The organism is Actinomadura meyerae (genome assembly GCF_900188445.1).
GTDB lineage: Bacteria > Actinomycetota > Actinomycetes > Streptosporangiales > Streptosporangiaceae > Spirillospora > Spirillospora meyerae.
Genome location: NZ_FZOR01000042.1, coordinates 16847 through 29776 on the forward strand (window position 1 = coordinate 16847; position 12930 = coordinate 29776).

Here is a 12930-nt window from a genome sequence, read left to right on the forward strand (position 1 = left end):
GTCCTCCCCGGGCCGCCCCTCGTGGGCGCCCCGGGTGAGCGCCCCGCGGTGCTCACTGGTGAAGACCGTACTCTCTGGGCGGGTCTTCCCGAATCAGCCTGGACGAGTATCCCCGCGCTCTCTTCCGGACCGGGGTCCTACGACCATCAGCCGAGGCGCCCGGGAACCGGCGACCGATGCCCTGGGACGCCCCGGATTCCTAGCGTCGAAGCCATGAAGACGGCACTGATCACAGGAGGCTCCCGGGGCCTCGGGCGGGCGCTCGCGGCCGCGCTGGCCCGGGACGGGTGGACGCTCGTCATCGACGGCCGCGACCCCGCCGCGCTGGCCGCCGCAGCGGCGGAGACCGGCGCGACCGCCATCGCCGGGGACGTCACCGACCCCGCGCACCGGGCCGCCCTCGCCGAGGCCGTGTCCGGCGGGCTCGACCTGCTCGTCAACAACGCGAGCACGCTCGGGCCGACACCGATGCCCCGGCTGGACGCGCTCCCGGTCGCCGACCTCGCGGCCACGCTCGCGACCAACGTGCTGGCGCCGCTCGCGCTGATCCAGGAGGTCCTGCCGAGCCTGCGGGGACGGCGCGGGGCGATCCTCAACATCACGTCCGACGCGGCCGTGGAGGGCTACGAGACGTGGGGCGGCTACGGGACGTCCAAGGCGGCGCTGGAGCAGCTGTCGAACGTCCTGGCGGCCGAGGAGCCCGACGTGGCCGTGTGGTGGGCGGACCCCGGCGAGATGAACACCGACATGCTGCGCGCCGCCGGCGAGGACGCGGACGCCGCGCCGCCGCCCGCCGAGGCCGCCGCCGCGCTGCATCGGCTGATAACCGACCGGCTCCCGAGCGGGCGGTACCAGGCCGCCCACCTGGTGAGGGCGCGGTGACCGCGACCCTGGACCATGATCACGTGGTCGATTCGGGGCGGGGCGTCCTTTCTGCTGGTTTTCGTGGTGCGACGTTCGGGATCGTGCTGGTCGTCACGCTGCTGGCGTTCGAGAGCATGGCCGTCGGCACGGTCATGCCGGTGGTCGCGTCCGGGCTGGACGGCCTGGCGCTGTACGCGTGGGGCTTCAGCGCGACGCTGATCAGCACCCTGCTGTCCACGGTGCTGGCCGGTGGCTGGGTGGACCGGTCCGGGCCCTCCAGGCCGCTCATGATCGGCCTCGCGACGTTCGTGGCCGGGCTCGTGGTCGCGGGGGCGGCGCCGGACATGGGCGTCTTCGTCGCGGGCCGCGCGGTACAGGGCCTCGGTACCGGCGTCGCGCTCGTCGCGATCTACATCGTGATCGCCCGCGTGTACCCGGAGGCCCTGCGGTCGCGGGTCTTCGCCGCGCTCTCGGCGGCGTGGGTGCTGCCGTCGCTGATCGGCCCGGCGGTCGGCGGCGCGGTGGCCGAGCACGCCGGCTGGCGGTGGGTGTTCCTCGGGCTGGTCCCGCTGGTGATTCCGCCGGCACTGCTGCTGGTGCCCGTCCTCCGCGGCATCAAGCCGGTGGACGCCGGCAAGGGGGCCCGCCCGGAGTCCGGCAAGGCGCGGTACGTCGCCGCCGCGGCCGTGGCGGGCGGCGCCGGTGTGCTCCTCTACGGTCTCGACGGCGCGGGCTGGGTCGTGCTCCCCGCCGCCGCGGCGGGGCTCGTCGCGCTGGCGTTCGGCCTGCCCCGGCTGCTGCCCGCCGGGACGCTGCGGCTGCGCCGCGGGCTGCCGAGCGTCGTCCTCGTCCGGGGCCTGCTGTCGGGCGCGTTCTTCGGCACCGAAGTGTTCATCCCGCTGGCGCTGACGAAGCTGCACCACTTCAGCGCGACGCGGGCGGGCGTCGTCCTCACCGTCGGCGCCCTCGGCTGGTCGGCCGCGTCGCAGATCCAGGGCCGCTCGCGGCGCCCCCGCGAGTTCTACGCCCTCCTCGGCGCCGTGCTCGTCACCGCCGGGATCGTCCTCGCCGCCGTCGCGCTCCAGCTGTCCGGCTGGCTCACCGCCCCCGCGTGGATCATCGGCGGCGCCGGGATGGGCTTCGCGATCGGCAGCCTCTCCGTCCTGCTCCTCGACCTGTCCCCGGAGGCCGAGCAGGGCGTCAACTCGTCCGCGCTCCAGATCAGCGACACCCTCGGCTCCTCCCTCGTGGTCGGCGTCGCGGGCGCGCTCGTCACCGGCTTCGGCGCCGCCCGGCTCGGCACCGGGCTGGCCGTCGCCGGCGCGCTGTTCGCCGCGATCGCCCTCCTCGGGGTCGTGGCCGCTCTCCGGCTGGAGGTCCCGAAATGACCGTCGACTTCACCCTGCCGCCCGCCCTCGAGGCGCACGAGCCGCCGGAGGCGCGCGGCCGGACCCGCGACGGCGTCCGGCTCCTGGTGTCCCGGCGCGCCACCGGCGCGGTCTCCCACCACGCGTTCCGCGACCTGCCCGCGCTGCTCGATCCGGGCGACCTGCTGGTCGTGAACACCTCGGCCACGCTGCCCGCCGCCGTCCGGCTCGACCGGATCAGCGTGCACTTCTCCACCCCGCTGCCCGGCGACTCCACCCCGCTGCCCGACGACGACGACCGGCTGTGGCTCGTCGAGCTGCGGCGCCTCGCCGGGAAGGGCAGCCTCCCCTACGCGGGCGGCTGCCCCGGGGAGTGGATCCCGCTGCCCGGCGGCGCCACCCTCACCCTCGTCGAGCGGCACACCCCCCGGCTGTGGCGGGCGCGGCTCAGCACCGACGTCGTCCCCTACCTGCGCCGTCACGGGACGCCCATCAGGTACGGGTACGTCCGCGGCGACTGGCCCACCGCCGCCTACCAGACCGCGTTCGCCCACGACCGGTCGACCGGCAGCGCGGAGATGCCGAGCGCGGGACGCCCGTTCACGCCCGAACTCGTGACGGAGCTGGTCTCGCGGGGCGTCCTGGTCGCCCCGATCACGCTGCACACCGGCGTCGCGTCGCCGGAGGCGCACGAGCCGCCGTACGCCGAGCGCTACCGCGTCCCGGAGCCGACCGCGGCGCTGGTCGAGCACGTCCGCGCGCGGGGCCGGCGGGTGATCGCGGTCGGCACGACCGCCGTCCGCGCCCTGGAGACGGCCGTGGACGGCTCCGGACGCGTCCGCCCGTCCTCGGGGTGGACGGAGCACGTCGTGACGCCGGAGGGCGGCGTCCGGGCCGTGGACGGCCTCCTCACCGGCCTGCACGAGCCGGAGTCGTCCCACCTGATGATGCTCACCGCCCTCGCGGGCCGCGACCTGCTGGCCGCCACCTACGCGGCGGCGCTGGCCGAGCGGTACCTGTGGCACGAGTTCGGCGACCTCAACCTGATCTTGTAGCCGTCTCGCATGCCGGACCTGCCGGGCGCCGCCCTCGTCACGGCCGGTAACGTGGGGAGCAGCTATGGACGGCTCAGCACAGCGCACGCTCCTCATCACACTCACCGGACGCGACCGCCCCGGGGTGACCTCGCGACTGTTCCGGACGCTCGCCGAGTTCCCGCTCACGGTCGCCGACGTGGAGCAGGTCGTGATCCGCGGCCGGCTCGTCCTCGGGGTCCTGCTCGCCTACAGCGAGGGCGCCGACATCGGCCGCGTCTGGAACGCCGCCGAGCACGTCGCGAACGACCTCGACATGGAGATCGAGCTCTCCACGGGCCGCAACCGGCGGATGCCGAAGCGCACCGGGCGCCTGCACGTCACCGTCCTCGGCGCCCCGCTGCGGCCCGCCGCGATGGCCGGGATCTCCGGGCGGATCTCCGCGCACGGCGCCAACATCGACCGTATCGAGCGGCTCGCGCAGAACCCCGTCACCTGCATCGAGATGGACGTCTCCGGCGCCGACCCGGACGCGCTGCGCGCCGCCCTGACCGCCGAGGCCGCCGAGCAGCAGGTCGACGTCGCCGTCCAGCAGAGCGGGCTGAGCCGGCGCGCCAAGCGGCTGATCGTCATGGACGTCGACTCCACCCTCATCCAGGGCGAGGTCATCGAGCTGCTCGCCGAGCACGCCGGCTGCCTCGACGAGGTCGCCAAGGTCACCGAGGCCGCGATGCGCGGCGAGCTCGACTTCGAGGGCTCCCTGCGCGAGCGCGTGGCGCTGCTCGCCGGGCTCGACGCCGCCGCCATCGACGACGTCCGCGGCAGGCTGCGGCTCGCCGCCGGCGCCCGCACCATGGTCCGCACGCTGAAGCGCCTCGACTACAAGTTCGCGATCGTCTCCGGCGGCTTCACCCAGGTCACCGACGCCCTCGTCGACGACCTCGGCATCGACTACTCCGCCGCGAACACGCTGGAGATCGTCGACGGCAAGCTCACCGGGCGCGTGACCGGCCGCGTCATCGACCGCGCCGGCAAGGCCGCCGCGCTGGAGCGGTTCGCCCGCGAGGCCGGCATCCCGATCAGCCAGACCGTCGCGATCGGCGACGGCGCCAACGACCTCGACATGCTCCAGGCCGCCGGGCTCGGCATCGCCTACAACGCCAAGCCGGTCGTCCGCGAGGCCGCCGACACCGCCGTCAACGTCCCCTACCTCGACACGATCGTCTTCCTCCTCGGCATCTCCCGCGACGAGGTCGAGGCCGCCGACGCGGCCGACGCCGCGGATCACCGCGACGCCGCCTCCTAGCTCCCCCGCTCCCGCTAGGGTCGCGGGTCATGATCTTTCGGCGGACGGGCGGAGCCGGTGCGACCGACTGGGCCTCCCTCCAGGACGCCTGCGGTCCGGCAGACGACGTGCCCAGGCTGCTGCGCACCGGCATCGGGCGCGACGAGGGCGCCGCGCAGAAGGCGCTGAGCAAGCTCGCCGGCCGCCTCACCCACCAGGGCACGCTGTACCCCGCCACCGCGGCGGCGGTACCCGTCCTGATCGAGCTGGCCGCCTCCCGGCGGACGCGGCGTCGTCCGGAGCTGCTGTGGCGGCTCGCCGTCATCGCCGAGAGCACCGGCGCCGCGCCGGAGCTGCTGGAGGAGGTCCGGGACGCGCTGCGCGCGGGCGCGCGGCGGCTGCTGAAGCTGCACTCCGACCCCGACGCCAGGGTGCGGCGGATGGCCTCCTACGTCGTGGGGCACCTCCCCGCCGACAGCGTGGAGTTCGCGCGGCTGCGGAAGATGCGGGACGCCGAAGGCGACGACGAGGCCGCGTCCGAACTGCTGCTGGCCGCCGGGGCGCTCCATCCGAAGGAGGCGGCGTCCTGGCTGCCGGACGAGCTCGCGGCGGGGCGTCCCGTCCTCACGCGGGCCGCCGCCGCCTGGTCGCTTGCGGTGTACGGCGAGTCGTTCGGCCCGGCCGCCGTGACGGCCGTCCGGGAGTGCTGGGCGAAGTACGACCCGTTGCGCGACAGCCCGTGGTCGGACAGCTCGCTCAGCGAGATCATCTCCGCCGCCCCCCTGGCGGACGCCGTCGAGCTGGCGAGCGCCTTCCTGCGGGACGAGCCGGGCGAGAACGCCTCGCACGTCGTGAGCGGGATCCGGTGGCGCTGCCTGTTCTTGCGGTCCGCCCGGACGGGCTTCGGGGACGTGCTCGCCGAGGCCGTCTCCCACCCCGACACGGCGGTGCGCGCGGCGGCGGCCGCACTGCTCGTGGAGGTCCGGCAGCCCGTCCCCGCCGCCGTCGACGCCCTCGCGGACTACGTGAAGGACCCGCCGGAGACCGCGCTCGACGACCGGCGGCACTGGCTGCACGGCCTGCGCACGCCCGAGGGGCGCCTCCTCGCCGCCGCGCTCCGCCTGCTGGTCATGGCGGACCACCCGGACTGGCGGCCCGCCGTCCTCGCCGCCTTCGGCACGGGATTCTTCGACGGCGAGACCGTCGGCCTGCTCGCGAAGCGCGGGCTGCCGCCCGACCCGGCGCTGCTGGACGTCCTGCGCCCGCATCTGGCGTCCGCCGCGATGGAGACGCTCATGCCCCACGAGCCGGACGTCGCCATCCCCGCCCTCCTTACCGTCTGGGGCCCCGACGCCGCCGCCGCGACACCCGAGCTGGCCGGCTTCGTCCCCCACGAACGGCTCCCCGCCGTCACCGCGCTGCGGGCGATCGGGCCGGGCGCCTCCGCCGCCGTGCCCGCCCTCACCGAAGCCGTGACCGGTCCGGGCCCCTGGGAGTTCCGCGAGGCGTGCGCCGAAGCGCTTACCGCCATCACCGGCGAAAGCGAGCACGTCACCCGGTTCGTCCGGGACGCCGCGGACGCGGGCGAGACGGTCATGGCGGCACAGCTCGGCCGAGCGCACGGGCTCCCCCTGGACGACCTCCTGCCCGCCCTGCGGGAACTCGCCACCACGGACACTTCGGACTTCACCGGCCGGGAGCGGCGGATGGCCGCGGCCGAGATCGTCATGGACCTCACCGGCGACACCGCCACCGCGCTACGCGCCGCCGAGGCGATGAAGGCGGACGGCGACGCCATGTTCCGCTACCCGGCCGCCCTGGCGATCAAGCGGATCACCGGCGACACCGGCCCACTGCTCGACGCCACCGCCCAGCGGCTCCTGGAGCACGGCGCGGGCCCCTGGTTCGCCGAGGCCGCCCGCGAACTGGGCGACGCGCTCGAACCGCTGGTCCCGGGCCTGCGCCGGCAGGCGGGCATGGACCGCAACACCCTCCCGCCGACCTCCCTCGACACCCTCATCCCCGGGGACCTGGACCAGCTCGCCGTCCTCGCGGACGTGCTCGCCGCCTGGGACGGCCGCGACCGCCCGGCCGATCCGGGCCTTAGCCGGTGATCATCGGGGTACGGGTGAGGCGCGGGGGGAGGGCACTCCGCGAGCGGGCGACTGAAGGCGGAGGGACCGGCGGTGCTGCAGCGTGCGCGGAAGGCGTACGTTCAGGTACACGGGCAGGCGACGCCCATGTACGGGGTCGTCGCGGCCATCGCGGTGGCGGTGCCGCTGCTCGCCGGGGCGCTGACCGGGCACGCCGCGCAGGGCTCGATGATCGCCCTCGGCGCGTACCTGGTGGCGCTGCGCGCCCCTGAGGGGCCGTACGGGGCGCAGGCCCGCAGCCTCACCGTGGGGGTGCTGGTCGTCGCCATCGGGTCCGGCGTCGGCGGGCTGCTCAGCGGGCACCTGTGGCCGACCGTCATCGTGGTGCCGCCGCTGATCGCGCTCGGCGTCGCGGTGCCGCGGATCGGGTCCACCGCCGGGCTGGCCGTGCTGCTCAGCGCGGTCCGGCCGCCGTCCGGCAGCGTCCTGTCCATCGGGCTGCTGGAGCTGATCGGCGGGATGCTCACCGCCGCGCTGCTGCTCGCGCCGTGGCCCGCGCGGCGGCTGCGCCCGCTGCGGGCGTCGCTCAGCGAGTGCGCCGAGGCGGTCGCCGAGGCGCTGGACGCGGTCGCCGAGGACGTCCCCGGCCCCGACGCCGGCACGCTCGACGCCGTCGAGATCACCGACCCGGACCTGCGGGCCGTCACCCGGATCCCGGACTGGGAGGCCAAGCGGCGGGCCGCGTCCGAGGCGCTCACCGACGCCCGCGCCACCTACCGCCTGTACCGGACGGGACGCGGCCGCAGCGACCCCACCCGGCCCGAACGGTTCATCGACGCGCTCAGCCGCATCCTGCACGAGACGGTGACGCTCCAGGCCGTCGTGGAGGCGGCGAAGAACTACCCGCCGGACCGCGATTGGCGGCTGGAGGCGCAGACCGCGATCTCCGCGCTCGCGGCGCGGCTGCGGCTGCTCGCCGGGGCGGTCGCGACGGAGGGCGAGGCGCCGCTCGGCCGGGAGGAGTCCGCGGCCGTGCGGCGGATGGGCCGGGCGGCCGAGCACATCCGGCGCGCCGGACTCGCCGGCGACGAGGACCTCGTCGCGGTCGCGCTGATCGGCCAGGTGCGCCGCTCCATCGACCGCATCGCCGGCGAGGTCGCCTCCGCCCGCCGGATCGTCGCGAGCGGCCTGCGGATCGGGATCGGGCCGCCGCGGCTGCCCGGCAGCCTCGACCCGATGCCGGTGCTGGACCGGATGCGCCGCGCCGTCCGCACCCGCTCCCCGGCCTTCCGGCAGGTGTCGCGGGTGTTCGTGACGGCGGTGGTGTCGATGGCGCTGACCGCCGCGCTCGGCATCGCGCACGGGCACTGGCTGACGATCACCGCGATGCTGAGCCTGCGCGCCACCTACGGCGAGACCGTCGACCGGCTCGTGCAGCGCGTCGGCGGCACCGCGGCCGGGTCCGCCGTCGCCGCGGTCATCCTCACCCTGGCGCCGGGGCAGCTCACCGTCGCCGTGATCGCGTTCGGCTTCGCCGTGGCCGGGTTCGCGATGCGGTCGGTGAACTTCGCCTACTGGGCGCTGTTCGGGACGCCGCTCGCGATGATGCTGCTCGACTTCAACACCCCCGCCGACTGGCGCACCGCGGGGGAGCGGATCGGCCTGACCATCGCCGGGACCGCGCTGTCGTACCTCGCCGTCCGGCTGCTGTGGCCCGCCGGGCACCTGGAGCGGCTCCCCGCGCAGCTGAACCGGCTGCTGCGCACGCACGCCGACCTCGTCCGCGCGACGGCGGACGTCCTCGCGGGCGAGCAGGTCCGGCTGCCGCACGAGACGATCGTCGCGGCCGAGCGGGCGGCGGAGGCCGTCGCCGAGACCCGCGCCCGGCTCGGCCAGGAGCGGGTGCCCGACACCGAGCTGATCAACGAGCTGCGGACCGCCGTGGACGCCGCGCACCGCACCCGCGACCACCTCATCGCGGTCGCCCGGCTGTCCCGGGAGAAGGCCGTCGACATCGGGCCGGTCCCCGAGATCCTCGACCGGCTCGCCGACGAGTTCGAGGAGGCCGCCGTCCTGCTGGAGGAGCCGGAGGGCCTCGACCCGAAGGACGTCCCGCCGGTCCAGGAGCTGGACGAGGAGCTCGCCGACCTCGACTCGCACCTGTCCACGATCACCCGGCGGCGCCGCGCCGAGATCAAGGCGGGCGTCGACCGCGAGGAGGTCACCCCGCTCCGGCAGGCGCTGCTCCAGGTGTCCGGCACCGCCTACACGATCAGGTCGCTGCGCCGGGACGCCGGGACGGTCGTCGAGTCGTCGCTCATCGCGGCGGCGCCCCGCCCCTGAGCTCAGCCCTTCGGGGTGCGGACGGTGCGGAGCGTCCCGAGGCCGGGCCTGGTCTCGCTCCACGCGCCCGGCAGGTCGACCACGGCGAGCGCGCAGGTCGGGAACGCCGCCGGCGCCCGCCCGGTCAGGTCGTGGACGAACTGGTGCACGGACGGGTTGTGCCCGACGAGCAGCAGCGTCCCGGCGTCCTCGGGGGCCTCGGCCGTGAGGGCGAGCAGCTCGTCCGCGTCGTTGGCGTAGATCACCGGCTCGTAGTCGACCGGGGCGTCCACCGCGAGCAGGTCGAGCGTCTCCCGCGTGCGGGCCGCCGGCGAGCAGAGCACGCGGTCCGGGACGAGGCCGCCGGCGCGCAGCCAGTCCCCCGTCGCCGCGGCGTCGCGGCGCCCCCGGTCGGTGAGGACGCGGTCGATGTCGGCCGTGCCGAACCCGGTGACGGCCTTCGCGTGCCGGAGCACGATGAGCGTGGGCATGACCGCCAGATTAGGGCGCGGCGAGCGCCGCGAGCCCCCACAGCACGAGAAGGATGCCGAGCATCCCGCAGAGCACGAGGGCGAACCCCTTGGGCCCCGACATCGCCGGCTTCCCGCCGCCGCTCGCCACAGCGCCTCCCGAATTCCGTCCGGAGCCGGAGACGTCCGGCCCTCCCCTCAAGCGTACGGCGGCCCGCCCATGCTCCGGACCCGCCCCCGGACATGCGGAAGGGCCGGCGGTGGCTGCGCCGCCGGCCCTTCCAGGGTGATGCGTCTACCCCTTCTTCGCGGACTCCTCCTCGGTGGCCGCACCGTTGGCGTCGGCGCCGACGGCCGCCTCCTCGGGAGCGGCCCCCTCGACGGCCTCGGCCTTGCCGCCGTCCACCGAGCCCTTGCCGGACGTGCCGCCCTCGACCGGCGCGCCGCCCGCGGGCGCCGCGTCGGCGATCGGGTCGGCGCGGCGCTTGGAGACCACGATCGCGGCGACGACGACCGCGACGGACAGCACGGTCACGCCGACGCGCAGCGCCGTGTTGCCCGCGTAGGTCACCACCGCGTCCGCGATCAGCAGCGCGACCAGGTTCATCACCTTGATCAGCGGGTTGATCGCGGGACCGGCGGTGTCCTTGAACGGGTCGCCGACCGTGTCGCCGATGATCGTCGCCTCGTGCGCCTCGCTGCCCTTGCCGCCGAGGTGGCCCTCCTCGACGAGCTTCTTGGCGTTGTCCCAGGCGCCGCCGGAGTTGGCGAGGAACACCGCCATCAGCACGCCCGCGGCGATGGCGCCGCCGAGGAACGCGCCGAGCGGCGCGTACCCGAGCGCGAAGCCGACCGCGATCGGCGTCATGATCGCCAGCAGGCCGGGGGTGGCCAGCTCGCGCTGCGCGTCCCGGGTGCAGATGTCCACGACCCGGTCGTAGTCGGGCTTCTCGGAGTAGTCCATGATCCCGGGCTTGGTGCGGAACTGCTCGCGCACCTCCACCACGACCCGGCCGGCCGCCCGGCCCACCGCCATGATCGCCACGCCGGAGAACAGGAACACCACGGCCGCGCCGACGATCAGCCCGATCAGCACGTTCGGGCTCGCGATCGACAGGTTGAAGTCGAGGAACTCGGCGCCGATCGCGTCCTTCGCGCTGTCGGACGCGTCGTTGAGCGCCGCGATCACCGTCGTCCGGAACGAGCCGAACAGCGCGGTCGCGGCGAGCACCGCCGTCGCGATCGCGATGCCCTTGGTGATCGCCTTGGTGGTGTTGCCGACGGCGTCCAGCCGCTCCAGCACGGACGCGGCCTCGCCCTGCACGTCCCCGGACATCTCGGCGATGCCCTGGGCGTTGTCGGAGACGGGCCCGAAGGTGTCCATCGAGACGATGACGCCGACCGTGGTCAGCAGCCCGGTACCGGCCATCGCCACCGCGAACAGCGCGACGGTGGTGTTGCCGAAGCCGAGCAGGAACGCCCCGTACACGGCGCCGCCGATGACGAGCGCGGTGTAGACGGCCGACTCCAGGCCGAGCGAGATGCCGGAGAGGATGACGGTCGCCGGGCCCGTCCGGGCGCTGTCGGTGACCTCCTTGACCGGCTTGCGGTTGGTCTCGGTGAAGTAGCCGGTGAGCAGCTGGATGACGCTCGCCAGCACGATGCCGATGATCACCGAGCCGAGCGCGACCCAGCGCGGGTCGGCGTCCAGCCCGCGGATCGCCTCGTCGGTGACGCCCTTCAGGTCGGCGAACGACGACGGCAGGTACACGAACGCGGCGATCGCCACCAGGACCGCCGAGATGCCCGCGGAGATGAAGAACCCGCGGTTGATCGCCGACATGCCGGAGCGGTCCCCGGCGCGGGGCGCCACCGCGAAGATGCCGATCACCGCGGTGATCACACCGATCATCGGGACGATCAGCGGGAACACCAGGCCCTCGGTGCCGAACGCCGCGGTGCCGAGGATGAGCGCGGCGACCAGCGTCACCGCGTACGACTCGAACAGGTCGGCGGCCATCCCGGCGCAGTCGCCGACGTTGTCGCCCACGTTGTCGGCGATCGTCGCGGCGTTGCGCGGGTCGTCCTCCGGGATGCCCTGCTCGACCTTGCCGACGAGGTCGGCGCCGACGTCGGCGGCCTTGGTGAAGATGCCGCCGCCGACCCGCATGAACATGGCGAGCAGCGCGGCGCCGAAGCCGAAGCCCTCCAGCACCTTCGGCGCGTCGCCCTGGTAGGCGAGGACGACGACCGCCGCGCCGAAGAGGCCGAGGCCGACGGTGAACATGCCGGCGACGCCGCCGGTGCGGAACGCGATCCGCATCGCGGTCTTCTCGCCGTCGGCCTCGCGCGCGGCCGCGGCGACCCGGACGTTGCCGCGCACCGCGAGCCACATGCCGGTGAACCCGGTGACGGCGGAGAACAGCGCGCCGATGACGAAGAAGATCGACCGGCCGATCCGCTCGCTCGTCGAGTCGGCGGGGAGCAGCAGCAGAACGAGCGGGATCAGCACGACGAAGACCGCGACCGTTCGGAACTGGCGTTTCAGGTAGGCGCTCGCGCCCACCTGTACGGCCCGCGCGATCTCTTGCATCTTGGCGGTGCCCTGGCCCGCGGCCAGGACATCGCGGACGAGACCCGCGGCGACGGCCAGTGCGAGCAGCGCGATCACGGCGACGACGACGACCAGGGAGAGGTCGCCGCCGCCGAGATCCACTTCTGCGCTGGCCGGGCTTGACAGGGAAAACCCGGACATCCGTCCTCCTCGACAGGGGCGTTGCGACTCGATCGTCACAAAGAAGACGATCTTTACCGCGTACCCCGCGAGTCATGATTTCGAACACCTCGCACGGCAACGCGGGTGCCGGGAGTCTACGCACGCGCAAGTCGAATGTTAAGGCCGCACGGCCCTTCACAGAGATGTCGCCGAAATGCAACGAGCAATACGCCGGGATTTGACCCATACGCCCACGCGCGCGCCATCGCCGCAGGTCAGCCGGGGTAAACCGTCCCTTACCTCACCGACGCCCCGATTGCGGCATACGGCGGCGGACGCATCGGCCCGGCGACCGGCGTCCCATTCAAGCTAGGCATTAACACGGATTATGTCCAGGCCCAAATCGGATGAACCGAGATCAACTGCACGAGAATCTCACACCACGAGTAACACCAGCCCCACCACCCCCAAAAACCTCGTCCACCAGAACCGCCCCACCAGACGACGGCGACCCCGCGAGCCGGAAGCGAAGGTCGGACACGCGGCAACCACCGGGCAAGCGCGCGGGACGCGGTGCTGAGCGGCGATGTCGGCCAGGACCGGGTCGCGGTGCTGAGCGTGTGAGGAGCCCAGGCGGGGGTCACGGCTCTGGGCGTGTGAGAGGGCCGGGGCGGGGACGGGCGCTGAGGGGAGCTGTAGAGGGGCCGGCCGGGGCTACGCGGGGTGCGGAGACGACTGAGGCCCCGCCGGGGGTGGCGGGGCCTTGAGTCGTCGGTGGG

General features: G+C 74.4%; 8 protein-coding genes. 6 read left to right on the forward strand and 2 right to left on the reverse strand.

The genetic code is table 11. The features are described from left to right. The first annotated feature begins 213 nt into the window (after window positions 1–213). The 6 genes from CHF16_RS41645 to CHF16_RS31735 all read left to right on the forward strand — a co-directional run bounded on the left by CHF16_RS41645 (window position 214) and on the right by CHF16_RS31735 (window position 8986). Window positions 214–882, forward strand: a complete 669-nt coding sequence (locus CHF16_RS41645) for an SDR family NAD(P)-dependent oxidoreductase (RefSeq protein WP_089329845.1) — start codon at window positions 214–216, stop codon at window positions 880–882. Beyond that, the gene (locus CHF16_RS31715; RefSeq protein WP_089329846.1) at window positions 879–2252 is read left to right on the forward strand and encodes an MFS transporter; all 1374 of its coding nucleotides are present in this window, start codon (window positions 879–881) and stop codon (window positions 2250–2252) included. The genes CHF16_RS41645 and CHF16_RS31715 overlap by 4 nt, the downstream gene beginning before the upstream one ends. Continuing rightward, the gene (locus tag CHF16_RS31720; RefSeq protein ID WP_089329847.1) at window positions 2249–3286 is read left to right on the forward strand and encodes an S-adenosylmethionine:tRNA ribosyltransferase-isomerase; all 1038 of its coding nucleotides are present in this window, start codon (window positions 2249–2251) and stop codon (window positions 3284–3286) included. The genes CHF16_RS31715 and CHF16_RS31720 overlap by 4 nt, the downstream gene beginning before the upstream one ends. A gap of 64 nt (window positions 3287–3350) precedes the next feature. After that, window positions 3351–4571, forward strand: a complete 1221-nt coding sequence (gene serB / locus CHF16_RS31725) for a phosphoserine phosphatase SerB (protein WP_089329848.1) — start codon at window positions 3351–3353, stop codon at window positions 4569–4571. A gap of 29 nt (window positions 4572–4600) precedes the next feature. Continuing rightward, window positions 4601–6664: a hypothetical protein gene (locus CHF16_RS31730; protein ID WP_089329849.1), complete on the forward strand. Its 2064-nt coding sequence runs from the start codon at window positions 4601–4603 to the stop codon at window positions 6662–6664. A gap of 72 nt (window positions 6665–6736) precedes the next feature. After that, window positions 6737–8986, forward strand: coding sequence for an FUSC family protein (locus CHF16_RS31735; RefSeq protein ID WP_143228192.1), 2250 nt, complete (start codon window positions 6737–6739; stop codon window positions 8984–8986). A 2-nt stretch (window positions 8987–8988) separates the two neighbouring features. Here CHF16_RS31735 and CHF16_RS31740 read toward each other — a convergent pair whose 3' ends face one another. Together CHF16_RS31740 and CHF16_RS31745 are read right to left on the reverse strand one after the other, a co-directional pair. Then, window positions 8989–9456 (reverse strand): SixA phosphatase family protein, encoded by a 468-nt coding sequence (locus tag CHF16_RS31740; RefSeq protein WP_089329851.1) that lies wholly within the window; start codon window positions 9454–9456, stop codon window positions 8989–8991. A gap of 274 nt (window positions 9457–9730) precedes the next feature. After that, window positions 9731–12190 (reverse strand): sodium-translocating pyrophosphatase, encoded by a 2460-nt coding sequence (locus tag CHF16_RS31745; RefSeq protein WP_245869600.1) that lies wholly within the window; start codon window positions 12188–12190, stop codon window positions 9731–9733. Window positions 12191–12930 lie beyond the last annotated feature (740 nt).